The organism is Bacillaceae bacterium S4-13-56 (assembly GCA_040191315.1).
Lineage (GTDB): Bacteria > Bacillota > Bacilli > Bacillales > JAWJLM01 > JAWJLM01.
Genome location: JAWJLM010000060.1, coordinates 1 through 26,709 on the forward strand (window position 1 = coordinate 1; position 26,709 = coordinate 26,709).

Genomic DNA, 26,709 nt, shown 5'->3' on the forward strand with positions numbered 1-26,709 from the left:
GTCGATGATCAAGGGCGCTTGCGCTTTTCTTATTAAAAAATAATCAAGTAAAATGCTTTATTCCTGTGGAATAATCTCTATCAGAAAAGACAATGGAAGAGAATCTAAAAACCCATCAACCGTTTGCCGTTGGTGGGTTTTTGTATAAAATGCAGGAAGAAGAGAAGAAAGTGAACCAAAAGCACCAAGTATCACAGATCAATGAAAGTCTCAGTATTAGAAGCGGAATTATAACTACCCTTGTATTAGCATTTACGAATAATTATTTTTCTTTATTTGCGATTTCTGTTTTATCAGCAACGAATTATCAGGTAGGCTTAATTTCTTCTTTGCTACAGTTTATAGGGATGTTTGGATCGTTGTTGGCGGCATGGGTTGTCAGTCGGTTAGAAAGGAAAAAAACTGTCGTTGGACTTGCTACATTGATGACTCGGTTATTTCTAATACCGATGGCTTTAGTCGTTTATTTATCTTTAGTGGAATGGAATCATGATAAAGACCATATTCACATCTTATCCAAACTCTGAATTATCAAAGTTCATCCATGTTTATAAGAGTGCAAGTTCTCGATTGATAAAGAGAGATTTTCCGTATATCAAAAAAAGCTATGGAAAAAATGTTCTGGTCAAGGAGTTTCTGCCTGCTTACAACAGGCGGTGCTCCAATGGATACCATCAAAAAATATATCGAAATTCAAGGTCAAAAGTGAGGCGAATGGATAGGACCAAACAAAACAAAGCTTTCAAATTTCGATTGTTGCCAAACAAAGAACAAGCCGTATTTTTAGCCAAAACTTTCGGCTGTGTTCGTTTTGTCTATAACAAGATGTTAACTGAACGCAAGGGAACCTATGAGAAGTTCAAAAACGATAAAGAAGCCCTTAAAAAGCAAAAGTTTCCGACTCCTGCAAAATATAAAGGTGAATTTCCATTCCTAAAAGAAGTGGATTCACTAGCCTTAGCGAACGCACAAATCAACTTGCAGACTACCTATAAGAATTTCTTTGAAGGAAATGCTGAATTTCCAAAGTTCAAGAACCGTAAAGCTAAACAATCCTACACAACTAACTTAGTCAATGGCAACATCGAGAAAGTGGCTAAACTACAAGAAAAGACAGCCAATCAACGTAAGAACTTTCTCCACCACAAATCAAAAGAATTAGCTTCTAATTTTGATGCTGTGGTGATGGAAGACTTGAACATGAAAGGAATGTCACAAGCCCTTCCCTCTGGAAAAAGCGTTCACAGCAATGGTTGGAGCATGTTCACCACTTTCTTAGCGTACAAGCTAAAAGAACAAGGGAAACAGATTGTGAAAATTGATAAGTGGTTTCCTTCCATTAAAAAATGTTCTTGTTGTGGTGCAGAAAAGCCTATGTCGCTATCTGAACGTACATATCATTGTTCATGTGGTTACGTGGCAGATCGTGACTACAATTCAGCTATCAACATCAAAAATGAAGGATTAAGATTATTAGCGTTATCATAGAAACAATAACTTTTGGAACAAGAGGGTTAGCTCGGTCAGTTTTCGTTGGCTAGTAAAAGCAACGATAAGTCGAGAAGCACCCACTTCAAGCGACCCGTAAGGATGGGAAGTGGTGGGAGTAGTTCACTGGGTGGATTGTATTTTAACTTTGCTTGGCAAATGGCTTGGTCACTATTTAGTATCTATCAAATTAAGTATGCAGGTGCCACTGGGTTTTGGGTCAGTTTGTTTGTTGTAGCAAATCAAATTTCACAGGTCGTTAGCTTTAAATGGTGGGAAAGAATGGCAGGAAAAATTGGAAATGTTCAGTTGCTTGTCTTTGTAGTATTTGGAATGGCAATTGCACCATTATTAACCATTATTTCCACGAACTTGATCTATCAAGTTTTCGTGAATTTACTTACAGGATTCTTCGTTGCTGGAACAGTTCTTCTATTGTTTAACCAGTTGTTAGAGTTTTCAGGAGAAGAAAAAAGAACATCATATATAACAAACTATAATACATGGCTCGCTGTTATAGGTTTCATCGCGCCACAGTTTGGAGTTTTTCTTTTAGAGGAATTTGGAATGAATATTGCTATTCTAACATCCTTTGTTTTACGAGCAAGTAGCGGACTTTTCTTTTTGTATCTTTTTAGAGAAGAGGCCATGCCGTTTGTCAAAAAAGTTACTGTTCATATGCGAAAAAAAAGTGACTAGTTTTCGATAAATACCTTGTAATAATAAGCCCAGTTCTAACCAGTGGGAATAATAAATGCCAATTTTACACACTTTCATAAATTTTCCATGAATAAAACGGAATGAAGTCCATCAGGGGTTTTGATAGCCTTGATGGACTTTCCATTTTTTGGACCATGAATAACTATGTTACAAATGATAGCCTTGTTGATAGAGAGATTGAAAGAAACATATAGGAGGTTATCGATGATGAAAAAACTATTATTTGCTTTAATCGCAACTATGGGATTATCTACCTTTGCTATAAATGGTCAAGTCGATGCAGCGACTACACATACTGTAAAATCCGGAGAATCTTTTTGGGTGATTTCCAAGAATTATGGTGTAACTGTAAATTCATTAATGAGATTAAATGGTAGAACAAGTAGCATGCTCTATGTTGGTGAGAGATTACAGATTCCGAACTCTGTTAGTGCATGGGAACGTGATCTGTTAGCAAGACTTGTACACGCTGAAGCTAAGGGAGAGCCTTATGCAGGTAAAGTAGCTGTTGCCACAGTGGTTTTAAACCGTGTAGATAGTTCGCTTTTCCCGAATACAATTAGTGGAGTTATTAACGAAAAAGCTTATGGTTACTATGCTTTTTCACCAGTACAAAATGGTACAATTAAATCAGCAGCTGATACTGAAGCAAAACACGCAGTATCTGAAGCTCTCGCTTTCCGCGGACAAGGAAGTGGATCACTATACTTCTATAATCCTAGAACAGCTCAGAGTGACTGGATTAAATCACGCCAAGTAACTGTAACTATTGGAAATCATGTATTTGCGAAGTAAATATCATTTCTAGTTGAGTGAGGCACCCTTTTGTGGGTGCTTTTTCTTTTATACATTCAGCTATAACTTTGGTCGATAGTATAACGCCATTAGGACTTGGCGACAAGCAAATTTTTTCCAAAAAATAGGTTAATGGTTATGAGATCCCCATGTCCGACGCAGAATGAAAGAAGAGGAATGAAAATAAGTCGAACAAGCAGCATTTTCGAGGTGAAACTAAACATGGGGAAGATAATAAAGCCGACCCTATTCGAAATACGCTTCCTATAGAAAAATATGGTTAAATAAACTCAATATCTACTGCCAAAAAACTAGTGAAAAATCTCTAGATATCGAATATATTGATGGAAAGGAGTTGAGTCCAGATGAAAATAATCTTTAAAATTGTAATTACACTACTTATAATCATAGGAATTGGCGGTGCAGCGATCTATTATTTTGGTACATCGATTGCATCTGAACAGATCATGACCTATGTAAATGATGAACTACTTAAGGAAGAAAATTTAGATGAGATAAAAGAAATGATTGACGTGGATCCACAATTAAAAGCTTTTCTTACAGATGCAAGTGATGTATCTAATGAAGCATTACCTTTTACCACAAGTGAGGAAGCTACGAAAGCGATTTTAAAGAAAATTGATATGAATGAAATGAAAGAAGTGGCAAGTCAGCTTAAAGGTGGCATAAGTAAAGAAGAACAGGAAGAACTTATGCAGTTAATGGAGGAAAAACTCTCGGAAGAAGAAATAAATGCATTAAAAGTTATTGCCTATAAGGAACTAAATAAATAGTACAACCTTATTCGACTAATCACTTTCCCAGGATAAAATACATAAAATATTGTATGCGCTTTCATACTAAGTGAACGGGTAGTAATACCTCCACCTCAAGCCCTAAGTGAAACGAAAAAAGTAGGTGGGGGATGAAAATAAAACATTAAATTTTTCATCCTTGTTTGTGAAGCTTCTTCATGGTTGGCTGTCCGTAAATGTCCAATTGGTTCAAGGGCCTTTGGGTCATACCTTTAGATGTTAATAAACAGTGGGGACGGCCACTGATTGAAGTTTTACTCTATTGTTATAGATAAAACAGGTATAATTCCTCTCATTTTCCAAATAATAAAAGAAAATAAGTGGGATAGGGAATACCTTACCCAAGTTAAGAGGAGTGAAAGATCATGGGACTAATAAACGCTTTTTCCGAATGGAGAACGAATCGAGAGGAAAAAAGGATTAATCAGGCGGAAGCTTTAGGGATTTGTCCGGATTGTCGTGGTCGTGGTTTCTATACTTTTGCTGATGAATATTACTATGCGAATGTTTATGATTGTGTAAGTTGTAATGGGAGTGGATTATTTGAAGAATGGGATGGGAGAGGATAATGAACTTGGCCTTGCGCCAAGTTTTTTGTTTGCAGCTTTCAATCCTTTTCTGCAAAAGAATAATTCGCTGCACTCCATCGAACACTAGAAAAGTTAAGGTGGGGAGGTTTCATCATGACTAATCAAAAGGAAACTAAAAAATTAACTTGGTGGCAGCTTTCCTTAGTGGGAATTGGCAGCATAATTGGAACGGGCTATTTTCTTGGTTCCAGTATCGCAATAAAACAAGCAGGTCCATCTGTTATTTTATTATATTTGTTAGCGTCCATAGGGACCTATATTGTGTTCCAAGCGATGGCAAGGATGACAGCCGAGCATCCCGAAAAAGGATCTTTTCGTACATACGCAAAAAAAGCCTTTGGAAAATGGGCGGGTTTTAGTATTGGCTGGGTTTATTGGTCTTCCGAAATGCTTATAATGGGAAGTCAACTCACTGCTTTAGGAGTTTTTTCGAAATTTTGGTTTCCTGATTTACCGCTTTGGATTTTTGCCGCCATTTATGGAATTCTTGGAATGATTGTAATATTAACAGGTGTTAATGGTTTTGAAAAAGCTGAGAATGTTTTTGCCGTGGTCAAAGTTGCGGCTATTTTCATGTTTATTTTGATAGCTGCTCTAGGTGCTTTTGGAGTTTTGAATGGGGAAAAAATAGGGGTAGAAGTTTCATTTCAAAGGGATATTTGGTTACCTGAAGGGTTTACTGGACTCTGGTCCGCATTTATATATGCATTCTATGCCTTTGCAGGAATTGAAGTAATGGGCATCATGGCCAGTGAATTAAAAGACCCGAAAGAGGCACCTCGTTCAGGAAGAGTGATGCTTATCGGGCTTGCCATCATCTATATGACGTCAATTGCGCTTGCGATACTGTTAGTGAATTGGGATAAGTTCACACCAGACAAAAGTCCATTCATCAAGGCTCTTGACCAATATAACCTACCAATTGTTCCAGATGTCTTAAACGGAGCCCTAATTATAGCAGGCTTTTCAACAATGACAGCTTCTCTTTATGCGATTACAACGATGATTGTTGTCCTTGCTAAAGATGGAGATGCACCTCCACTGTTTCAAAAGACAGGCAAAAGAGATATTCCTTTTCGGGCAGCAACTTTAACATTTTCAGGGATGGCCCTATCCATTATTGTTTCTTTTTTACTTCCTGAAAAGATTTATGAGTACATTACTACAGCGGCAGGCTTAATGATCCTTTACACATGGATCATGATTTTATTTTCATTTAAAAAGCTATCTAAACTAACTTCCTTTGATCAAATGAAACGTTGGCTTGCCTTAGTACTTATTTTGATCGGTATCAGTGGAACAGTTGTTGATCAGGCTGGAAGGCCAGGCTTTTTTGTGAGTATAAGTTTTTTACTTGTTATCTTCATTGTAACCTTTATTATGTCTAAGCGATGGAAAAAGGAACAGTTTATAAAATAAGAATTTTAAATGCTTGATAGCCAAAATATAATCCAAAACCAATAAGGGACAATCCTGATAGAGAAGCTATAAACACTAAAACTTTACTGTTCAATATTTTTCTGGAATGACTTGTGACTGCAGCCATTGAGATATCCCAAATGACTAAGCCAAGAACAATAGCTGAGCTATAGAGAGCAAGGTGAACGTTGTCATAGGATGTTGCGGTTTTGGCAAGAACTGATCCATAAATCCCTAGCCAAAAAAGAATGGTTAATGGGTTCGATAATGCCATAAAAAAGCCTGTCCAAAAGGTTTTCAATAAGGAATGACTTTGTCTTGACCAATCAGGTTTAATTATTTTGCTCGAAGTGACAAAGCTTTCGACCCCTGTATAAATCAGGACAAAGCAGCCAAAGGACCACAGGAATGCCTGTACAATAGAAGCTTCAAGAATATGTATCACTCCATAGTAAACAAGGAGCATATAAAGAATATCTGCACATACAGATCCAAGCCCAATAAACCAGGAATGTAAAAATCCATCCTTGATACCACGATCCAATTGGGCTGCATTAATTGGACCAATGGGGGCAGCAAGTGATAATCCGAGAAAAACATAACTAAAGAAAATGCCCATAACAAAAAGATCCTCCTCGTTAGCTTGTACTAAAGCTTATTCGAGGAGATTTTTTTTCAGTACTTCAATTTCGTTATTGGTGGAGATCACATTATCTTGTGTCCTAGTACATTCCACCCTTTTCTTTTATTCCGCATGAACAGGCAGCCAACCATGAAGCAAGCTTCACCAACAAGGATGAAAAATTTAATGTTTTATTTTCATGGGAATAACCCCCGCCTCAAGTCTTAAGTGAAATGAAAAATAAACTGCTCATAAATGTCCGATTGGTTGAAGGGCTTTTAGGTCATGCTTGGGTACTAACAATCAGTGAGGAACGGCCACTGATTGAAGTATCCCCTTTATGTCATGCGGTTTACTTGCTGGGTTTCTTCTGTAAGGCGAAGAAGGTCCTTCATACGATTAATTTCTTGCTGCTCTTTAATAGTGGGAGTTGTATCATTTGTTAAAATCTCATGCATGCTATCTTCCGCAATCAGAAGTTGTTTTTGAGCTTCTTGAAAGTAAGCTGGATTTTCTTGAGCCTGTTGAACAGCTTCATATGCTTTTTTTGTCATCTGTAAAGCTTTTTCTATGGAAGTATCCATTTAAAGAACCTCCTTATATTTGTCGATTATTAATATTCCCTGGGGAATAATTAGTATTCTTGTATAGATTCATCGCATGAAAAGAAGACATATGGGGAAATTACAATTAGAAACATGAGAAAGGTGGAATAGCATGGTTCAATCCATTTACCAATTAACAGAGTGGCTTGATAGACAGAAAGGGCAGAATTTATATATAACTAAGAAAGAAAAAGCAACAGGTAAGGAAGAAATTATTGATATGGATGAAGTACATATTCATTTATCAAATTACTCCGTTCGTGATTTAGAGAGGGAATCAATAGATGGATATTTGGCACACCAAGAGTTACTTTTACAGGGAGAAGGAGAAATAAGGGGTTCTGAAAATACAAAAGAATACATCCCACTACCACAAGATGTTTTTGAGATGCCCCTTATGGGGGAATTCAAAGCAGAAGAAAGTGAAAATGGATTTAAAATCGATACAGAAAAGGCTATTTATACAATAAGAAAAGCGTAAGCAGCCTTGATCATCGAGTGAGAGAAGGGAAGTGTCTCTAGTTGTTAGGCTGTCCCTAGAAACAAGAAAAGCATTTGCTTTATCCTACATGAACGGGCAATACCCCACCTTGAGTCTTAAGCGAAACGATAAGAGTAGGTGGGAGATAAACTGCTGTATTCAAGGGCCTTTAGTCATAACCTTGAGTGCTAACAATCATTTGGGGACGGGCTCTGATTGAAGTTTCACTTTATGTGAAGTAGCTCTAATTTGTTTTCCTTAATGTGATCATTTGGGTAAAAATTTTGAAGATTAATCGATGAACCCTTTCGCTTAAGTCTGACAGAGTTTATTTACTTTATCTTTTTAAAAGGCGCCTTAAGGGCGTCTTTAAATTTTATCCCGCATGAACGGGTAGCCAACCATGAAGCAAGGTTCACCAACAAGGATGAAAATTTATTTCATGGGAGTAATACCCCCACCTCAAGTCTTAAGTGAAACGAAAAGAGCAGGTGGGGGATAAACTACCTGTAAATGTCCGATTGGTTCAAGGGCCCCCAGGACATGTCCTGGGGTGGTAACAATCAATGGGGGACGGTCACTGATTGAAGTTTACTTTATTTTTTATTTGAAAGATAAGTCAGAAAGTATAAAATTTGTCTAGCTCCAGTGAAAAAGCTTCAACGAGTAATCTTCGAAGTTTTTGCCCCAAGTAAGGGAAGCTACTTAGAGCTACTTCGCAGAAATAAGTGCTTTTCTTGTTTCGAAGCGCGCTTGCGCTTTTCTTAACAGATAGGAAAGTATAAAACTTGTCTAGCTCCAGCGCCCTATCGACTAGAGTCGGTTCCCTCTTCTCCATCGATAAGTCAACATCGATTCACTTCGTGAACCGTGTTTCCTTTATCTCAGAGATCGTAGGCTAAAACCGCCACATCGTGTGGCAAAGCCTACGTGACCCACATCCTGCGGGCCTCACCGCCTTACGTCGATGATCAAGGGCGCTTGCGCTTTTCTTATGTATAAATACTTCATTCAAATACAATTTTTCATTGGTTTACTAAGTAGGTTATGATAAAATACATGAGTTCTTATTACTAGAGATGAGGAGGGGAAATAGTGAAAAAGAGATCAAGAAGATGGCGTATGAACCAGGAACTTTCTACAGTTCAGTTAATTGTTCTTTTTTATTTTCTTGCCTCTGCAATAGCTACTCTATTACTGAGTTTGCCTTTTTTACATAGAGATAATGTTGACTTAGGTTTTTTGGATGTTTTTTTTACGGCTGTTAGTGCGATTAGTGTAACAGGACTTACTGTGTTTTCGACAGCAGAGACTTTTAATACAGCTGGTTATTTTGTGTTGGCGTTTATCTTGCAATTCGGTGGAATTGGGATCATGACACTAGGAACCTTTATATGGATTCTTGTTGGAAAGAAGATAGGACTTAAGGAGAGGCAACTCATTCAAATTGATCAGAACAGGTCTACTCTATCTGGTTTAGTTAGAGTTATGATTAAAATATTATCAACGATAATTATTATAGAGATATTTGGTACTGTAATATTGAGCTTTTATTTCTTGTCTTATTTTTCAACGTGGCAAGAAGCGGTGGTCCAAGGCTTCTTTGCAGCAGTAAGTGCCACTACTAATGCAGGATTTGATATTACGGGACAATCTTTGATTCCATTTGCAAATGATTATTTTGTTCAAACGGTAAATATGTTACTCCTTATCTTAGGGGCTATTGGTTTCCCCGTTTTAATTGAAGTTATTGATTATTTAAGAGGACTCCACGGAAAGCAATATCAGTTTTCTTTATTTGCAAAGTTAACTACGGTTACTTTTTTTGGCTTAATTGTTGTAGGATTTGTTTTGATTCTTGCTTTTGAATGGAACAACTTTTTTGAAGGAATGACATGGCATGAGTCCTTCTTTTATGCCTTATTCCAATCTGTTACAACAAGAAATGGTGGATTAGCTACTATGGATGTAGCAGAATTCACAGTTGAAACCCAACTCTTGCTTAGTGTTCTAATGTTCATTGGAGCTTCTCCAAGTAGTGTTGGTGGTGGAATCCGAACTACTACGTTTGCTATTGCCCTATTAACGATTTACAGTTATGCAAAAGGAAATTCCAGCATTAAGCTGTTTAAGAGAGAGATACATCCAGAAGATATGGTTCGCTCATTTGTGGTTATAACAACTGCTGCACTACTTTGTCTTTCTTCTGTAATTATTCTCAACTTATCTGAGGATTTTTCATTAGTAGAGATTATTTTTGAAGTTGCGTCAGCCTTTGGAACTACAGGGTTATCCCTAGGCATCACACAAGATTTAAGCAGCTTTGGAAAGCTCGTCATCATTTTCCTAATGTTCGTTGGAAGAATTGGGATCTTTTCGTTTCTCTTTATTATCCGAGGGAAAAATAAGGCAGATCTTTTTCATTATCCAAAAGAAAATATTATTATTGGGTAAAAGAGGCTTTAAAAAGTCTCTTTTTTTATATACTATTAGCTATTTATCCCGCGCTTACGTCAGACAATACCCCCATCTCAAGTCTTAAGTAAATTGAAAAGAGTAGGTGGGGGGCAAACTACCCGCAAATGTCCGATTGGTTCAAGGTTTTTTAGGTTCATTCCTTGAATCAGTGGGGGCGGGCAATGATTGAAGTTTCCTTTATGGAGGTGAAATATGAAAAGATATTCGTGTATTATAATGGAACATGTAAATCAGAAAGTCTCATTCACAACTGCTTTAGAAATAATTTTTGCGCATGGAAACAAAGAGATAAGTGTTGAGGAAAAAGTGGGACTGACGAAAATTTTTTTCTCGACTTTGTCTCAAGATGAACTATGGCAATTAGTGCTTGGTTTCGAAGTGAAGGGATTGAGAGTAGGTTATGGCCATGGGGAGACACTTCTAGAAGCAGAAAAGAAGGCACAAGATCATCTAAACAAAGTTAACAGTTTCGAAACACAGGTCTGATCTACCACATGTTTTTTTTTCTCCTTGTTCATACTAAGCGTATGAAAGGAGAATGTAATATGTTGAAAAAATGGGTAATTGCTTTAATGCTACTTCTCGCCATTCCTTTTCCTTATGCAAGTACTGAGGCAAAAGAAAATGATTGCTCAAACTCCATAAACATTCAAACAGAATCATATGCGGATGAAAAATCAATTCAAATAGAATACCCTATTTTATCTGGTTTAAAGGATGGAGCTTTCCAAGACCAACTAAATCACAAGATAAAAAAAGAAATCAATCAAAAGATTGACCAACTAAGAGAAGAAGAGAAAATAACTCCAAATGGAAAGCATCATTTATTTGTCGATTATAAATTGATTAAAGAAGGCTGTTTTTATTCACTATTGATTCGTGAAAGTTTTTCAAATGGAAACCAATTTGGTGAGGATATTCATTCTTATAACTTTGTGGATGAAAGTGGTGCCACATTAATTCAATTAGACGATTTTGTCGATAACGTAAATAAGTTAAATGAGAAGGTTATTGGAAAAATGAGCAGTGCCCCTAACAAATACTTACAAGGGAATGAATCATTCAAAGCCATTCGTCCTGACCTAGCATATTACGTTAAAGAGGGACATGTAACTTTAGTATTTAATAAATATGAGGTGGCAACAGGAGAATATGGGACACCTCAAATTACTATTCCTTTAAGAGAAATTTCCACGATCCTGAGAAAGGAAATCCTCTAAGAAAAGCGCAAGCGCCCTTCGAAACAAAGAAATCACTTGTTTCTGAGAAGTAGCTCTAAGTAGCTTTCCTTCCTCGAGACAAAAACTTCGAAGATTACTCGAGCAAGCTTTTTCACAGGAGCTAGACAAATTTTTTATTTTCTTATCTTGTAAAAAAAAGCTGCATCTCCTAATAGAGATGCAGTTTTTCGTTGATTGTCTTAATCTATTTACAAAGGGGAGGAATTCAACTCTGTTACACAGAGAAATAACAAAGACAATCACTTATCAACAGTATTATCCACATTCTTAACATTTTAAACATACAGATTTTGCTACTTATACACATTATCCACAAAAGTATTCACAAAAAGTATTCACAGGGGTACATCTGGTGAAAAGCTAGCCTTTCTGACCCTTTGAACGAAAATACGCACGATCCGCTCGCTTGAACTCTCGTCCATAGTTTACTTCCTGCGCTTTAGATAATCCATTTTTCTCTTCTTGAATTCTTCTAGTTTTGCTTTTCATTGCTACCCACTCCTCCATAAGATTCGATTACTACTTCCATTGTTTCCGAAAGGAGCAAGTGTTATTCACCAAAAAAAGAAGCCCTATGATTAGGCTTCTTTTGCTTCTTCTTGAACATGAACAGGCTGATTGCGTAATAAATAAAAGAGATATTGCTCTTTCGTAATCACAAACAGGTCATAAATATCCTCAACCTCATTTATTTTCTGGAAGATTTCAGGGTGGGTTTCATTTGCTAGAGATACATATGGGAGTTTCGAAGCGGCCCTCAAAGAACGGACATTTAATCTGCGTATTTTCATGAAAATAGATTCTATTTCAAGTTCAAAGAACAATTCTTTGAAAAATGTATCTTTAGCTAATTGATTGTATCCTTTGCCAAAAAATGGCTTGCCAATCCATGTGGCAAGAAATCCTGCACAATCCTGGATGTCAAATAAGTTAATCGTGCCTATTGGTTGGTTCCACTCATCTAAAATTGTTCTTGAAATAAGTTCGCCTTTTTCTTCAGCTTCTATTGTTTTTTTAGTTAGGAAATAAAATTCATCACTAGTATAGGCTTTATGACGTACAAAAGGAAATACGTCAGGATCGATCATATAATCAAAAAGGATAGGAGACTCGTGTAATTCGCGTTTTTTAATCATTAAAAAATGCCCTCCATTTCTTGAAAAGGGCAGATTTCTCCATAGGAATCCAAAATGGACGTTCCACCCTCGAATTTTTATAGGAAGCTTAAAAAATCCGGGATGGGAATCGAACCCACTAGAACCAGTAAACTGGTGGCGCACCATTTGCCTTCCCTAGGAATCGGTTATTTGATTTATAGGTTTATCCCGCATAACGGGCACTAATACCCCAACCTCAAGTCTTGAGTGAAACGAAAAGAGTAGGTGGGGATAAACTGCCCGTAAATGTCCGATTGGTTCATCTAACAATCAGTGGGGGGACCCCACTGATTGAAGTTTCGCTTTATCATTTCTCGATTTAGCAGCAAAAATATCATACTTGATTTTAAACCAAAATGGAATAGTTTTTTGTAGGAATTTTTTAGCAAAATATCGACAGAAATTGACAGCCAAAAAAGGTGCTTTTAAAGACTATTTTATGCTCTCCTCAGGAAGTTTTTTTACCTCTAAATAAAGGATATGATGGCCTTCCCGTTCATAGATTTTAAATAAATATCCTTCCACTTCGATTTCAGAATAAGTTTCAATATCAAACGATTGGGTCATGAACCACCCACCAATGGTATCGATCTCGTCATCATTAAGTTCAATTCCAAGCAAGTCATTTACTTCTTGAATAAGCAGACGAGCATTTATAATAAAATGATTTTCACTTAACTTGCGAACTTCAGGCACTTCGTCTTCATCAAACTCGTCCCTGATTTCTCCTACAATTTCCTCTAAAATATCTTCAACTGTAACCAGACCAGAGGTTCCTCCATATTCATCCATAAGAATAGCCATATGCGTACGCTCTTTTTGCATTTTAACAAGGAGGTCGTGAATAGGAGTGGATTCAAGCACTCTAATCACGGGGTTTACAAATTCTTCAAGCTTAATGCTTGGATCGGGCAAATCATTTTTGATTTTTGATGTAAGTAATTCTTTGATGTTAATAAACCCCACTACATTGTCTTTGTCACCCTCAATTATAGGATAGCGAGTATAGTTTTCGAATTTAACAGTATCAATAATATTTTCGAAAGTATCGTTAATAGAAAAAACAATCATTTCCGTTCGTGGTACCATAATTTCTTTTGCAACTCGTTCATCGAACTCAAAAATGTTATTTACATATTTCAGCTCATTTTTGTTGATTTCCCCGCTCTCATAGCTCTCGGAAAGAAGAATTCGTAATTCCTCCTCGGAATGGGCAATTTCATGTTCAGAAGCAGGCTTAATACCAAACATACCGACCAAAACTCGTGCAGAGCCATTAAGTAACCATATAGCTGGATACATAATCTTATAAAATAAGATAATAGGTCGAGAAAATAAAAGAGCGATGTTTTCTGCTTTTTGTATGGCTACTGTTTTGGGAGCAAGTTCACCCACTACAACATGAAGAAAAGTCACGAAAGAAAATGCAATTGCAAATGAAAGAATAGATGCTATGTTAGGGTTTATATGAAGCTGTTCAAACACAGGATGAAGAATATCTTCAACTGTTGGTTCTCCAAGCCAACCTAACCCTAAGGCTGTTATTGTAATTCCTAATTGGCAAGCTGAAAGATATTCATCTAGGTGAGTAATTACCTTTTTGGCTGAAGAAGCCCCTTTGATCCCTTCAGCAACTAATTGATCAATTTTTGAAGATCTTACTTTTACGATAGCAAATTCAGTAGCAACAAAAAATGCTGTCAAGGCGATCAAAAGTATAATTAGTACAATATTTATAAGTATCATATAGGCGTCTTACCAAAGTAAGAACGGTCACCTCCTTTTGGGTTTTAAGAGGGCACATTAGCAGTTTTCCCTAATTTCAAATGAGCATGCGCTTGTTCCCTAAATGAAAAAGAGCAGCCATTAGGTTGCTCTTCATTCCTTGCCATTAAGTCCATATTTTAATTTATCCCGGGTGAAAGGAGCCATACACCATCTCGAGTTTTAAGTGAAACGTAAAGAGAGTAGGTAGGGGATAAAATGCCACTAACTGATTAAAGTTTCACTAAAGGGAAAAAACAATCTCTCCACTAACCATAGTCCATATTGGTCTGGATCGAAATTCAAAAGGATGTCCACTCCATAAAACAAGGTCTGCATCTTTTCCTTCTTCAATGCTACCAATTCGGTCATCAACACCTAAATTCTTGGCAGGAAGAATGGTAATCCCCTCAAGTGCCTTTTGTTCATCCAATCCTTCGCGTGTCGCAAGTGCTGCACAAATATTTAAATACTGAATGGGTGTGTATGGATGATCTGTCGTTATGGAAACCTCGATCCCGTGCTCCGTTAGAGCCTTATAAGTACTCCATGTTTTATTCTTCAGTTCCACCTTTGATTTTCGAGTAAACGTAGGACCAACGGAAACCTTGAGATTTCTTCCTGACAACTCCTCGGCTATGAGATGTCCCTCTGTACAATGTTCAATTCGTAAATCCAGATTAAACTCGTCTGCAAGGCGGACAGCACTTAAAATATCATCTGCCCGATGAGCGTGAATTCGAACAGGAATTTCTCTAGCTAATGCCTTTTTAAGGGGTTTGGTTCTTAAATTAGTTGGCCTCTGATCATTGGTGGCATGCGTAAAAGCCTCACGCAGCATCCCCATTATCCCCATACGTGTGATGGAATCATTGTTTGACTGGGAGTGAATTCGTTTCGGGTTTTCACCTAATGCAAGCTTTAAGCCAGCAACCTCTCTGATAATCATCTTGGAAATGTTTTGACCATACGTCTTGATGACTGAGGTTGTGCCGCCTATTACGTTGGCACTTCCTGGCATAATATGTGCTGCAGTCACTCCATGGGATAACGCATCATGAAAAGCGATATCTAATGGATTAGCACCATCTAAGGCTCTGATATGTGGGGTCATTGGCTCTATTGTTTCATTCGCATCATTTCCTGCCCAGCCTGTTCCTTCATCATATAGTCCAAGATGTGTATGGACATCAACAAATCCTGGGAATAAATTAAATCCTTGACCATCAATCACTTGATCAACTTCATTTGATAAATTCTGTCCTACTTGTTTGATTTTTTTATTTTCTATAAGCACTTCACCTTCAGCAATAACCGGGGAGGTGATAGGATGAATCGTTACATTTTTGATTAAAGTTTTCATCAGAAGGTGATCCTTTCTTTCAAACATTTCTATTCTATGATATCCGACAATGCTGTTTGTAAATCGTCATATTGAAAAACATATCCAAATTTTTGCGCTTTTTTTGGTAATACATATTGTCCTTTTAGAACAAGCTCACTCATTTCACCAAGTGCTAAACGTAGGGCGAAGCTTGGTGCTGGGATCCAATAGGGACGTTTCAAAATATCCGATAAAATTTTACTGAATTCATGATTTCTTTTTGGATGTGGAGCAGTTGCATTTATAGGTCCTGAGATATTTTCATTTTCTATAGCAAAATGAATGATTCCAACGACGTCTTGTATATGAATCCAGGAAATCCACTGGTTCCCCTTTCCTAATTTCCCTCCAACAAACAGTTGAAAAGGGAGAATCATTTTTGGTAGAGCCCCTTGATCTCCTAAAATAACTCCAAATCTAATTAGAGTGACACGAACACCTAGATCAGATGCTTGCCTAGCTGTTTTTTCCCATTCATTAACGACATGTGCTAAAAAATCATCACCTGGTATAGTCGTTTCTTCTGTAAAAGTAGCTGATTCAGAGGTGCCATAAAACCCAATTGCGGAAGCATTGATTAGAACTTTTGGTTTATCAGGAATATTCTCCATGAGTGAAATCACAGAATTTGTTGACTGGATTCGACTTTCTAAAATTCGTTGTTTTCTTTTTTCTGTCCAGCGTCCACTGTTTAAAGACTCTCCAGCCAAATTCACAATCGCGTCTAATAAAGGTAGTTTTTTCTCGGGATTAGCTCCTTCATAGAGCCAACCAACATATTTAATCTGTTCAGAGCTGGTATATTTCTGAGGAGATCGTGTGAGAACATAAACCTGATGTCCAAGATTAGTGTAAAAATTAATTAACTCTCGCCCAACAAAGCCAGTTCCACCTGCAATGGCAATATTCAACTGAATCCCTCCCTTAAGAAATCATAGTCCTAGTGTAGCCTAGTTGTAAGCAAAAATCACTCACTTTCCCTGCTATTTCCCATAAGTTTTGGTATGATAAAAAAAGAGGTGAAACCGAATGAAAATCACTAAAATCTCCACCCAAAAGAAAAAGAGAAGATATAATATTTTTGTGGACAAGGGACAAGGGGAGGAATTTGGCTTTGGAGTTGATGAGGACATACTGATCGAATTCCACCTTCAGAAGGGAATGGAGCTTGACTCCAATTTGCTTAAAACCCTTGAACAGAAAAATGAAGTTCACCAGGTCTTTTCTTTAGCAATCAATTTTTTGAGTTATCGAATGCGTACAATACAGGAAATGGTACAATACTTACGTAAAAAAGAAGTGGAACAAGATCAGATTGACCAAGTTATTAATCGTTTGAAAAGTGAAGGGTACTTAAATGACGCAGAATTTGCTGCATCCTTTGTTGCTACTCGAAAAAACACTTCAGGTAAAGGGCCAATTTTAATAAAAAAAGAACTGATGGATAAAGGAGTAGAAGCTTCTATTATTGAGAATTCCCTTACCCTTTATTCCCGAGAAGAACAACTAGAAAAAGCAATGAAACTAATTGAAAAGAAAATAGCTGTTGAAAAGAGAAAATCTCATCAACAAGCTTTACAGACAGTTAAGCAGACCCTTTTACAAAAAGGATTCACACAGGATATCATACAAGAAGGTTTGCAAAACATTGAATTAAATAAAGATTCCGATGAAGAATGGAATGCTATAGTTTACCAAGGGGAAAAGGCTGTTGCTAAGTACCAAAGAAAGTATGAAGGGTTTGAGCTCAAGCAAAAAGTAAAGACTTCTTTATATCAAAAGGGCTTTACCTTTGATGAAATTGAGCGATTTCTGGATACGATACAAAAAGAAATGGGCTAGGGGGAATAGGAATGGAACAGAGATATAGTGAGATGTCCGTTGAAGTACTTCAAAAAGAAATGGCAGCACTTAAAGAAAAGTCAATCAAGGCAGAGCAAATGGGTATGGTCAATGAACTCGCGGTATATGAACGAAAATGGACCATGGCTAAAGCATATACCATGGACCCTTCGCAATTTAAAGCTGGTGAAGTGTATGAACTCGATGCAACTCCAGGTGAATCCTTTAAAATAGAATATTTACGTGGCGTTTTTGCATGGGGAAATCGAGGGAGCGGAGTACGAGAGCAGAAAGACCATGCTGCGGAGGAAGATTTAGAAGCACTACCGATTTCATTGTTGGGCAAGAAGCTGTCGTAGTAAAATCAAAGGTTTAATCAAATAAAGCCCCTACCTCAGTAGGGGCTTGCGTTAACTAAAATTAACAGTTAGGCATTATTTTTCTTAAACAGCTGCTGTTTAATCTGTGTTTGACTTTGCATGGTCTCCCCATTCACTTGGTGTCCGGAGTGCTTAGGGTTGGCTCTTGGAGACTGAAAGGGATTGCTATATAGGTTGTCAAAAAATGCTTTTCTTGGTTTACCTTCCATCATATGCTCCTCCATTCATTAAGAGTTAGTTCGTTGAGAGGATTCTTGCATCCGCTCATTTGGACGAGTTTGAATGGTGCCATTTGCACGTTTAGAGGCGTAAATGGCTTTTGCACGAGGCTCTCCATCTAAATGCATTTCGGGAAACCCTTTCTTTTTGTTTCTCACGCTGAATTCCCCCTTTTAACTTTTGCACCCATCCTGATGCTTTTATAGTTTGCGTAGCTGTGGTCCATTGTATAAGAGTAAATGATGGGAATTCACTAGTTACTCCAATATTGGATCAAGCTTCTGCTTCAATTTTTCTTCAGAAAAAATCCATCCAGTATAGGAGCTTAAAATTTGATGGTTTTCATCCATTTGAACAACCGCGACAAAAGGATAACGTCCTTTTGATCGATATCGAAGGTCGATAAAACGAACCTCAATTAAACTGTTATATTCGTCAATTTCCCATCTGTAAACAGGTGAGAAGGAAAGAAAAGCTGAAATGTTTGGATCTTTTAAGGCTGCTCTCATAATTGTGATATTAGGCAATGGCTTCCTTAAAAATTCATCAAGAATGCGAATGTGCCCATCTTCTGCCCGGGCAACATAAAAGTGATCCCTTGTAGTAATCGCAATTCTCCATGTATTTTGGTAAAGAGTTGGGGAGGTTGCAATGTTTTCACTATCAGGAAAGACTTCATATATTTTTTTAATTATTTCTCGTTTATCAAAGTAACGCTTGATATAATAAAGGGCGATCACTACATAAATAATGATAAAAGTGATCCCAGGATCAGCACCTAATAACCATGCAATAATCCCAATAAAATGCAATATAAAAATATAGGGGTCAAAGGTATTAATAAAACCGAAGGCGACCCATTTTTTTGAAAATGGACGAGCAGCTTGTGTTCCATAGGCATTAAATAAATCAACAAAAACATGCATAATAACAGCGCCGAATACCCAAAGCCATAAATGCAAAAAGCTTATCGATGGAACAAATTGATATATAATAGTTGAGATGAAAATACCCCAAAAAATCACAAATGGGATGGAATGAGTAATACCTCTGTGATTTCGAATATATGTGGCATTATTTCTTAATTTTAAAATTGTATCAAAGTCAGGCGCGTGCGAAGCAATAATCGTCCCTGTTATAGCAGCATTGAAATAAGCAGGGTCCTGATTGATAGCTGGATCTAATGTAGCTAATCCTCCTAAGGCAACACCCATAACAATGTGTGTTCCTGTATCCATGGAAAGCCTCCTTTCGCATCACAATATAAACTTTATCAGCAGGAGGGTACTTGTGAATAAACATTTAGAAAAATTTCCAATTCAATCCTTTCAAAATTCACTAATTCATTGGTTTAAAAAGGAGCAACGGGACCTTCCCTGGAGAAGAGATCCTACTCCTTATGAAGTTTGGGTTTCCGAAATTATGCTTCAACAAACAAAAGTAGAAACGGTTATACCTTATTATAAACACTTTCTTTCAAAATTTCCGACTTTAGACACTCTAGCCACTGCTGAAGAGCAAGAGGTGCTAAAAGCTTGGGAAGGTCTAGGATACTATTCCCGTGCTCGAAACCTTCAAAACGCAGTACGAGAAGTCGTGGAGCAATATGGCGGTTCTGTCCCAGATACAAAGGAAGAACTCGGAAATTTGAAAGGTGTTGGTCCATATACACAAGGTGCCATTTTAAGCATAGCTTTTCAAAAACCAGAACCTGCTGTAGATGGGAATGTCATGCGTGTACTATCGAGAATCCTGTTAATTACAGATGACATAGCTAAAGGAAAAACCAGATCTCTTTTTGAATCAATAGTTCGAGAACTGATTTCAAAAAATGATCCATCAGCATTTAACCAGGGATTAATGGAGCTTGGAGCTTTGGTTTGTACTCCTAAATCTCCATCTTGTCTGCTGTGTCCAGTTCAGGAGCATTGCAGAGCATTTAAAGAAGGAATTCAAGAATCTCTACCTGTAAAATCATCGAAAAAAGTCCAAGCTGTGGTCAATTATTATGTTCCTATTGTAAAAGATGATCGAGGAAGAGTTTTGATTCAACAACGTCCATCTACTGGATTGCTGGCTAACCTCTGGGAATTTCCGATGATCCCAATAGACACCATAGAAAAGGATAATATGTCTCTATGGTATGAAGCAGAGTATGGATTAATAATAACAAATTTCCAGCAGATTGAATCCATACGTCATGTGTTCTCTCATAGGATATGGGATCTACAGGTTGGAATGTGTAGGCTTAATGGAGGAGCTTTGGATCATCCTTCAGCGATGTTCACCCCACTGACAGAGTTGGATACGTATCCATTCCCTGTTTCCCATCAAAAAATTAAAAAATTATTATAAGGAAAGCGCCTTGCTACAAGGCGCTTTTTTTATACTATCAGAATTTATAGCTTTGGTCGGTTGATAGTATAAGAAAAACTAAGGCTTTGGCTATTAAGACCTGGCTTTCCTAATACAGTTAAGCATGACTCACGCAAGATTAAAAGCTTAAAATTGAGAAAACCCAAGTTTTTAATAAAACTTATAAATTTATGCTCAATAATCTCTTTATAGGTTCAAATTAACTTGTCTATGCGCGACCTTTATCTTTAATGCTCAGGAATCGTGGGGAGTATGCTCAAAATCCAAGATTTTATGCTCGGTTTTTTTACATTAATGCTCAACTTATCCTTTACAAGCTCAACTCATCTACTCAATGCTCATTTCATTCGTTTATCGCGCATTAACCCAACCTAATCCTATGCTCGCATTTCTCAACTTACCTTCAGATCTCGCTCGCTCATTAATCATAAATAATTTGCTCGTAGTCAGTATCGGTTTTATTTAGGCCACCTCTTCGTTCAATTTCTTTATTGATCTCTCTAAGAATAGTTGTACCTTCTATATTCAAATAGGGAGCTATTTGGCTCAATGCATTATGAAAAAATGCTAGCTCGTCTTCTTTCCAGTCATCTTTTCTTGTCATTAAAAGCTCTGCCATATCTCTTCCAACATACATTTGTTCCAACTCCTTCACAAAAGGATAACTTTTGGATTTCTCAACTCTTTCCGTATTATTATTTCTTTTGAAGTAAAACTTACTCATATTCACTTCTGAAAAAACCAAGTTTTTCTAATACATATCTGATTAAGTAGTGGACAAATTAAAGGTATTGGAGGTGATACAAAATGGCTAACCAAAAACAACAAACTCAATCAGGTACTAACATTCAAAAGGTAAAGCAGCAAAATCAAAAAGCTGCTCAAGGTCAGCAAGCTGGACAATTCGGAACAGAATTTGCTAGCGAAACTGATGCACAACAAGTACGTAAGCAAAACCAAAAGGCTGCTCAAGGTCAGCAAGCTGGACAATTTGGAACAGAATTTGCTAGCGAAACTGATGCACAACAAGTACGTAAGCAAAACCAAAAGGCTGCTCAAGGTCAGCAAGCTGGACAATTTGGAACAGAATTTGCTAGCGAAACTGATGCACAACAAGTACGTAAGCAAAACCAAAAAGCTGAGCAAAACAAAAAATAGCCAACATACCCCCGAAGTATGTTTCTTCTTTGAGAGCGCTCCATTATCGATGGAGTGCTCTTTTTTTAGAAGATAAAGTATAAAATTTGTCTAACTCCAACGAAAAAGCATCATCGAGTAATCTTTGAATTTTTTGCCCCGAGTAAGAAAAGCTACATAGAGCTACTTCGCAGAAACAAGTGCTTTGCTTGTTTCGAAGGGCGCTTGCGCTTTTCTTAACAGATAGGAAAGTATAAAACTTGTCTAGCTCCAGCGCCCTATCGACTAGAGTAGATTCCCTCCTCTCCATCGATAAGTCAACATCGATGAAGGAGGTTCGGTTAAAAACGCGACATCCGATTACTCGGCCCACCGAAAACATTTGTCGCAACACCGAACTGACTCGCAGGATGCGAGCCCTCGTGAACCGTGTTTCCTTTGGGCCTACACGATGTAGTCACCACACGATGTGACGGTTTTAGCCGACGATCCTTAATATCGATGAGGTCCACCGCCTTACGTCGATGGTCAAGGGCGCTTGCGCTTTTCTTACTATCAGCTATTTATAACTTTAGTCGATTGTCAAGTTAAACTAAGGATGGAGTTTATGTGAAGATTTTTCGAAAGATAGTGTTATCCACTCTCGTTGGGTGACAATACCAAGGAGGGTGGGGAGGCACTCAAACCATTGGGTTTAATAAGAATGGTTTTGTTCTAAATCCGAGGGGGTAATTGTCAATACATGTCTTCGGAATGGACAATTAATGATCAAATAGTCGGCTTGTGAATGACGGCTGGACGTAGTAGTTGGAATGTCGAACTTAGATTTTGTTGCCCAATTGGATGGTTTATCAACAGGATCTTATACAGCTGTTTTCAATAAGAATGGGTATTTATATACGGCATTTTATAAACATAAATTTACTCCATAGAGCTGCCTTCATGTTTACATATTTCCATTTTTGGACAAGAATCGTTATAATAGAATGTAAAAGAAAAGTGGTGCGGTAGTTAGAGAGAGGGGATTATATGTCAGTGCCAGTACCAGGGCAATTGATGAAAATACAAAGTTACAAGCATGATGGACATTTACATCGGGTCTGGGAGCGGACAACCTGCCTAAAAGCAACGAACAATATCATTATTGGTGGGAACGATAAAACTCGAGTGACAGAGTCAGATGGACGTTCATGGATTACAAGAGAACCTGCAATTTGCTATTTTCATTCTAAACATTGGTTTAACATCATAGGGATGATCCGGGATGATGGGATTTATTATTATTGTAATATTAGTTCCCCTTTCGTTTCTGATGAAGAAGCTGTTAAATATATCGACTATGATTTAGACATAAAAGTATTTCCAGATATGACCTATATTTTGTTAGACGAAGATGAGTATAAGGAACATAAGGAACAAATGAATTACCCAGAGGTCCTAGACCGAATTCTTCATAAAAATGTTGATACATTAATAAGATGGATTAGACAACGAAAAGGACCATTTTCTCCTGAATTCATTGATCAATGGTATGAACGTTATTTGATGTATTATTGAAAAGTTGCCTGTAGCTAGCCTGCAGGCAATCGTCTTTATTAACTATGAATCTACTATCCTGCATTAACGGGCATTCATACCCCTACTTCAAATTTTAAGTAAAAAGAGAAGAGTAGTTGGGGGATAAACTGCCCATAATTGTCCGATTTGGTTCAAGGGTCTTTAGGTCATAACCTAGGGTGCTGACATTCAGCGGGAAACGGCCAATGATTGAAGTTTCACTTTATTTGAAGGAAGTGGATATATGGAAAGCATCAAGAGATATTTAGCCTTTGTATCACCATATAAGGGTAAAATTATACTGGCAGTCCTCATAGGAATTATTAAATTTTCCATTCCTCTATTGATGCCACTTATCCTAAAGTATGTCGTTGATGACATAGTTGGGGCGGAATCAATGGCTGATCAAGAGAAGATCAATCAGCTTCTATGGTTAATTGGAGGCGCCTTTTTCATCTTTTTAGTTGTTAGACCTCCTGTGGAATATTATCGACAATACTTAGCACAATGGATTGGAAACAAAGTATTATATGATATTCGAGATCGACTTTTTCAACATATTCAAAAGCTAAGTTTACGCTATTATTCACAAAATAAAACAGGTGAGATAATATCGCGTGTGATTCATGATGTGGAACAAACGAAAACATTTGTAATAACTGGACTAATGAATATTTGGTTGGACATGTTCACCATTGTCATTGCGCTTATCATTATGCTAACCATGAGCCCAAGCTTGACATTGGTTGCAGTAGCCATGTTCCCTCTTTATGGATTTTCAGTTAAATATTTTTATGAAAAACTACGATTTTTGACTCGTCAACGCTCACAAGCCTTAGCCCAGGTTCAAGGACATTTACATGAGCGAGTACAGGGAATGCCGGTCATTCGTAGCTTTGCGCTGGAGGATCATGAACAAAATCAGTTCGACATCCGTAACAAAAACTTTTTAGATAAAGCGATAGAGCATACGACATGGAATGCTAAAACATATTCTGTGGTTCAGACAATCACTGACTTGGCTCCTCTTTTAGTTGTTGGTGTTGCTGGATATTTGGCGATATTGGGAGATGTCACTATTGGAACAATGGTTGCATTTGTTGGTTATATGGATCGCGTCTATAATCCATTACGCAGATTGGTTAACTCGTCAACAACACTGACTCAATCGATTGCTTCTATGGACCGAGTGTTTGAATTTTTAGATGAAAAATATGATATAGAAGACGATGAGGAAGCTATTGAACTAAATCAGGTAGAAGGAAAGGTTACCTTCGATCACGTATCCTTTCAGTATGGTGAAGAAGAATCGATGGTATTGAAAGACATCCGTCTGGATATTCGAGCAGGAGAGACGATCGCCTTTGTAGGGATGAGTGGCGGAGGAAAGTCCACGCTTGTCGGTTTAATTCCACGATTTTATGATGTAACAAACGGACGTATTTTGCTAGATGGCCGCGATATACGAACTGTAAAAGTAAGATCTCTACGTGACAAAATTGGAATGGTTCTACAGGACAATATTTTGTTTAGTGATTCGGTTGCTAGCAACATTCGAATGGGAAATCCAGATGCAACGGATGAAGAAGTAGTGGAAGCAGCCAAAGCCGCTAACGCCGATGACTTTATAATGGAGTTACCTAATGGGTACGACACATTAGTAGGCGAGCGAGGGGTTAAGCTTTCAGGAGGGCAGAAGCAAAGAGTTGCGATTGCACGAGTCTTTTTGAAAAACCCTCCATTACTCATTATGGATGAGGCCACATCCTCCCTTGATTTGGAAAGCGAACACCTCATACAAGAGGCTTTAGAAAAATTAGCACATGATCGAACTACATTCATTGTTGCACATAGATTGGCAACGATCACGCATGCGAACCGAATTATCCTCATTGATCATGGGGAAGTAAAGGAAATAGGTACACACCAAGAGCTTATGAAAAAGAGGGGCATTTATTATAACCTGTACCAGGTCCAGCAACTGGATCAGAATGAGCCTCAATATTCATAGTTTACGAAAAGCCAAGGGAAACCTTGGCTTTTTCTAATAGAGCCAACCATAAAAACAAGTAAAACAGAAATAGTTAGGATTGAGATGACTGTCAGCGGGAGTATTATTGCCCGCTCATAAGGGGTAGAATCTTCATGTATGTACTCCCTCGAGAACAAGGAATGGGTACCTCATTAACTTATTTGCCATCCTATCATATAAGGTGTCTAGGTTACTTTAGTAATAATTAAACGCATGGGATGGGTCCCATGCGTTTGGCGTTATATTTCTTCTTTTGACACATTAAATTGTTCTTTCTGATGGAACTGCTGATAACTACTCAATAATCGCTCTAAGTGACTTACTTGCTTCGAATATTCCATGAGCTTGGTAGTCAACGGAAGGAATTCTAATTCTTCTTTTTCAAAGTGGTTTGTGTGAAAAATCGATGCCAGCTCTTTCACGATTTTCTCGATGTCAGCCTCAATCACTCGTTCTGAGAAATCATCATCATATCGTATACGCCCCAAACACATTAAAAGTAAAGTTTCATGTGCATTAATTACCTTATCTAATTCTTGTATTAATAGTAGCTGGAAGGATTCTGGCATTTTCCCAAGCTTATAGTCCATGTCGTAAAAAGCACGCAATACTTCAAAAGACTTTTTCAAAGTTAATATTAATTGTCGGAACACAACTAGCTTTCTTGCTTTGGCAAGTCCAACTTTTTTAAAATAGTTTCTTTCCTCTTGAAATAAAAGGTAGGTTTGGTCAATTTTTATTAATCCCTTTTGAATATTCTCAATTTCAGTCTTTAATGAAGGGTGATCCGAAAGGTGGCGGGTTGTGACACGTAGCCATTTTAAGACTTCCCCAGATTGAAAATCAATCTTACCGAACAACTTTGTTTCATATTTTGGTGGAAGAAACAAAAGATTAATTAAAAAGGCTGCAAAAATGCCGATCATTATACTTGAAAACCGAATCCCAGCAAAGGTTAAGAAGTCCATTTGCGTGGATTCCATTATAGACATGACTGCAACAACAGCCAACATTATCGTCGATTCCTTCATTTTCAAACTTAAACAAGATGCAATTACTAGGACGATAGTAAGTCCAATAATAAAAGGATCATTTCCTAGCAAGAGTACGATTATGGTTGCACTCAAAGCACCAATGATGTTGGCTTGAACCTGTTCAATAATATTTTGATAAGATCGATAAATGGATGGCTGTATGGAAAAAACAGCAGCAATCCCAGAGAATATTGGGGAAGGCAGACCTAATAACTTTGCCGTATAAAGGGCGAGCGCAACAGCCAACCCGGTTTTAATAATTCGAGCTCCAAATTTCATAACATCACCTATTTAGCTTATTTAACTTTGTTCAACCTAATTGATTATAGCGTATTCCTTAGTATAGTCGATATAAAAATATGTAAAAAAGATGGACGATTTCATTATACGAATACAAAGGGTAAGAAAGAACCCTATTTTATACATATACCCATTATTGGTTCTATTAACGCAAAATTGCTGATTGGTTATGAAAGTGAGTGAATAGAAGGAGTCTATTGACGCAAAATTGCTGATTGGTTATGAAAGTGAGTGAATAGAGGAAGCGGTGTTTGTCAAGTTAGTTGTCGTTTT

General features: G+C 37.5%; 28 protein-coding genes and 2 pseudogenes. 18 read left to right on the forward strand and 12 right to left on the reverse strand.

Features of this window, described 5'->3' with window-relative positions; all coding sequences use genetic code 11:
* Window positions 1–92 precede the first annotated feature (92 nt).
* The 8 genes and pseudogenes from RZN25_14010 (at window position 93) to RZN25_14045 (ending at window position 5,827) form a co-directional block, all read left to right on the forward strand.
* A pseudogene (locus tag RZN25_14010) lies at window positions 93–413 on the forward strand (hypothetical protein).
* A 54-nt stretch (window positions 414–467) separates the two neighbouring features.
* A pseudogene (tnpA, locus tag RZN25_14015) lies at window positions 468–709 on the forward strand (IS200/IS605 family transposase).
* 5 nt (window positions 710–714) lie between these two features.
* Complete coding sequence (locus RZN25_14020; GenBank protein ID MEQ6377931.1) at window positions 715–1,488, forward strand: transposase; 774 nt, start codon at window positions 715–717, stop codon at window positions 1,486–1,488.
* Between the two features lie 102 nt (window positions 1,489–1,590).
* On the forward strand, window positions 1,591–2,187 hold the full coding sequence (locus tag RZN25_14025) for a hypothetical protein (protein ID MEQ6377932.1): 597 nt from the start codon (window positions 1,591–1,593) through the stop codon (window positions 2,185–2,187).
* 261 nt (window positions 2,188–2,448) lie between these two features.
* The gene (locus RZN25_14030; GenBank protein MEQ6377933.1) at window positions 2,449–3,003 is read left to right on the forward strand and encodes a cell wall hydrolase; all 555 of its coding nucleotides are present in this window, start codon (window positions 2,449–2,451) and stop codon (window positions 3,001–3,003) included.
* 365 nt (window positions 3,004–3,368) lie between these two features.
* On the forward strand, window positions 3,369–3,797 hold the full coding sequence (locus RZN25_14035; GenBank protein MEQ6377934.1) for a hypothetical protein: 429 nt from the start codon (window positions 3,369–3,371) through the stop codon (window positions 3,795–3,797).
* A gap of 386 nt (window positions 3,798–4,183) precedes the next feature.
* The gene (locus RZN25_14040) at window positions 4,184–4,387 is read left to right on the forward strand and encodes a methionine aminopeptidase (protein ID MEQ6377935.1); all 204 of its coding nucleotides are present in this window, start codon (window positions 4,184–4,186) and stop codon (window positions 4,385–4,387) included.
* A 114-nt stretch (window positions 4,388–4,501) separates the two neighbouring features.
* Window positions 4,502–5,827 (forward strand): amino acid permease, encoded by a 1,326-nt coding sequence (locus RZN25_14045; protein MEQ6377936.1) that lies wholly within the window; start codon window positions 4,502–4,504, stop codon window positions 5,825–5,827.
* On the opposite strand, the gene RZN25_14050 is transcribed toward RZN25_14045, so the two are convergent.
* Together RZN25_14050 and RZN25_14055 are read right to left on the reverse strand one after the other, a co-directional pair.
* A complete protein-coding gene (locus tag RZN25_14050; protein ID MEQ6377937.1) occupies window positions 5,817–6,446 on the reverse strand; it encodes a LysE family transporter in 630 nt (209 codons plus the stop codon). The two genes, RZN25_14045 and RZN25_14050, sit on opposite strands and share 11 nt — an antisense overlap.
* Window positions 6,447–6,787: 341 nt before the next feature.
* On the reverse strand, window positions 6,788–7,033 hold the full coding sequence (locus RZN25_14055; protein MEQ6377938.1) for a hypothetical protein: 246 nt from the start codon (window positions 7,031–7,033) through the stop codon (window positions 6,788–6,790).
* A gap of 133 nt (window positions 7,034–7,166) precedes the next feature.
* Here RZN25_14055 and RZN25_14060 point away from each other — a divergent pair, with 133 nt between their 5' ends.
* From RZN25_14060 to RZN25_14075, 4 genes are all read left to right on the forward strand, one after another.
* Entirely contained in the window at window positions 7,167–7,535 is a 369-nt protein-coding gene (locus RZN25_14060; GenBank protein ID MEQ6377939.1) for a hypothetical protein, read from the forward strand.
* A gap of 1,122 nt (window positions 7,536–8,657) precedes the next feature.
* The gene (locus RZN25_14065; protein ID MEQ6377940.1) at window positions 8,658–9,989 is read left to right on the forward strand and encodes a TrkH family potassium uptake protein; all 1,332 of its coding nucleotides are present in this window, start codon (window positions 8,658–8,660) and stop codon (window positions 9,987–9,989) included.
* A gap of 216 nt (window positions 9,990–10,205) precedes the next feature.
* On the forward strand, window positions 10,206–10,499 hold the full coding sequence (locus RZN25_14070) for a hypothetical protein (GenBank protein MEQ6377941.1): 294 nt from the start codon (window positions 10,206–10,208) through the stop codon (window positions 10,497–10,499).
* A gap of 59 nt (window positions 10,500–10,558) precedes the next feature.
* Window positions 10,559–11,233 carry a DUF3298 domain-containing protein gene (locus RZN25_14075; protein ID MEQ6377942.1) on the forward strand — a complete coding sequence of 225 codons (675 nt, stop codon included), beginning with the start codon at window positions 10,559–10,561 and terminating at the stop codon, window positions 11,231–11,233.
* Between the two features lie 381 nt (window positions 11,234–11,614).
* Here RZN25_14075 and RZN25_14080 read toward each other — a convergent pair whose 3' ends face one another.
* The 5 genes from RZN25_14080 to RZN25_14100 all read right to left on the reverse strand — a co-directional run bounded on the left by RZN25_14080 (window position 11,615) and on the right by RZN25_14100 (window position 16,470).
* Entirely contained in the window at window positions 11,615–11,743 is a 129-nt protein-coding gene (locus RZN25_14080) for a YfhE family protein (protein ID MEQ6377943.1), read from the reverse strand.
* 89 nt (window positions 11,744–11,832) lie between these two features.
* Entirely contained in the window at window positions 11,833–12,390 is a 558-nt protein-coding gene (locus RZN25_14085) for a GNAT family protein (GenBank protein MEQ6377944.1), read from the reverse strand.
* A gap of 453 nt (window positions 12,391–12,843) precedes the next feature.
* Window positions 12,844–14,157, reverse strand: a complete 1,314-nt coding sequence (locus tag RZN25_14090) for a hemolysin family protein (protein ID MEQ6377945.1) — start codon at window positions 14,155–14,157, stop codon at window positions 12,844–12,846.
* A gap of 262 nt (window positions 14,158–14,419) precedes the next feature.
* Entirely contained in the window at window positions 14,420–15,538 is a 1,119-nt protein-coding gene (locus RZN25_14095) for an amidohydrolase (GenBank protein ID MEQ6377946.1), read from the reverse strand.
* A 29-nt stretch (window positions 15,539–15,567) separates the two neighbouring features.
* Complete coding sequence (locus RZN25_14100) at window positions 15,568–16,470, reverse strand: TIGR01777 family oxidoreductase (protein ID MEQ6377947.1); 903 nt, start codon at window positions 16,468–16,470, stop codon at window positions 15,568–15,570.
* 118 nt (window positions 16,471–16,588) lie between these two features.
* Here RZN25_14100 and recX point away from each other — a divergent pair, with 118 nt between their 5' ends.
* Entirely contained in the window at window positions 16,589–17,401 is an 813-nt protein-coding gene (gene recX, locus RZN25_14105; GenBank protein ID MEQ6377948.1) for a recombination regulator RecX, read from the forward strand.
* Between the two features lie 11 nt (window positions 17,402–17,412).
* Window positions 17,413–17,760 (forward strand): YfhH family protein, encoded by a 348-nt coding sequence (locus RZN25_14110; protein ID MEQ6377949.1) that lies wholly within the window; start codon window positions 17,413–17,415, stop codon window positions 17,758–17,760.
* A 68-nt stretch (window positions 17,761–17,828) separates the two neighbouring features.
* Here the strand turns inward: RZN25_14110 and RZN25_14115 are convergent, their stop codons facing one another.
* The 3 genes from RZN25_14115 to RZN25_14125 form a co-directional block, all read right to left on the reverse strand.
* Entirely contained in the window at window positions 17,829–17,990 is a 162-nt protein-coding gene (locus RZN25_14115; GenBank protein MEQ6377950.1) for a YpzG family protein, read from the reverse strand.
* An 18-nt stretch (window positions 17,991–18,008) separates the two neighbouring features.
* On the reverse strand, window positions 18,009–18,158 hold the full coding sequence (gene sspK / locus RZN25_14120; GenBank protein ID MEQ6377951.1) for a small, acid-soluble spore protein K: 150 nt from the start codon (window positions 18,156–18,158) through the stop codon (window positions 18,009–18,011).
* A 99-nt stretch (window positions 18,159–18,257) separates the two neighbouring features.
* A complete protein-coding gene (locus RZN25_14125; GenBank protein MEQ6377952.1) occupies window positions 18,258–19,238 on the reverse strand; it encodes a metal-dependent hydrolase in 981 nt (326 codons plus the stop codon).
* On the opposite strand from RZN25_14125, the gene mutY reads away from it, so the two are divergent.
* Entirely contained in the window at window positions 19,237–20,355 is a 1,119-nt protein-coding gene (mutY, locus tag RZN25_14130) for an A/G-specific adenine glycosylase (protein MEQ6377953.1), read from the forward strand. The genes RZN25_14125 and mutY overlap by 2 nt on opposite strands.
* A 442-nt stretch (window positions 20,356–20,797) precedes the next feature.
* On the opposite strand, the gene RZN25_14135 is transcribed toward mutY, so the two are convergent.
* Complete coding sequence (locus tag RZN25_14135) at window positions 20,798–21,013, reverse strand: hypothetical protein (GenBank protein MEQ6377954.1); 216 nt, start codon at window positions 21,011–21,013, stop codon at window positions 20,798–20,800.
* Window positions 21,014–21,183: 170 nt separating this feature from the next.
* Here RZN25_14135 and RZN25_14140 point away from each other — a divergent pair, with 170 nt between their 5' ends.
* The 3 genes from RZN25_14140 to RZN25_14150 all read left to right on the forward strand — a co-directional run bounded on the left by RZN25_14140 (window position 21,184) and on the right by RZN25_14150 (window position 25,081).
* Window positions 21,184–21,534: a gamma-type small acid-soluble spore protein gene (locus RZN25_14140; protein MEQ6377955.1), complete on the forward strand. Its 351-nt coding sequence runs from the start codon at window positions 21,184–21,186 to the stop codon at window positions 21,532–21,534.
* A 1,008-nt stretch (window positions 21,535–22,542) separates the two neighbouring features.
* A complete protein-coding gene (locus tag RZN25_14145) occupies window positions 22,543–23,070 on the forward strand; it encodes a DUF402 domain-containing protein (GenBank protein ID MEQ6377956.1) in 528 nt (175 codons plus the stop codon).
* Between the two features lie 244 nt (window positions 23,071–23,314).
* Entirely contained in the window at window positions 23,315–25,081 is a 1,767-nt protein-coding gene (locus RZN25_14150; GenBank protein MEQ6377957.1) for an ABC transporter ATP-binding protein, read from the forward strand.
* Between the two features lie 260 nt (window positions 25,082–25,341).
* Here the strand turns inward: RZN25_14150 and RZN25_14155 are convergent, their stop codons facing one another.
* Window positions 25,342–26,415, reverse strand: coding sequence for an aromatic acid exporter family protein (locus tag RZN25_14155; GenBank protein MEQ6377958.1), 1,074 nt, complete (start codon window positions 26,413–26,415; stop codon window positions 25,342–25,344).
* Window positions 26,416–26,709 lie beyond the last annotated feature (294 nt).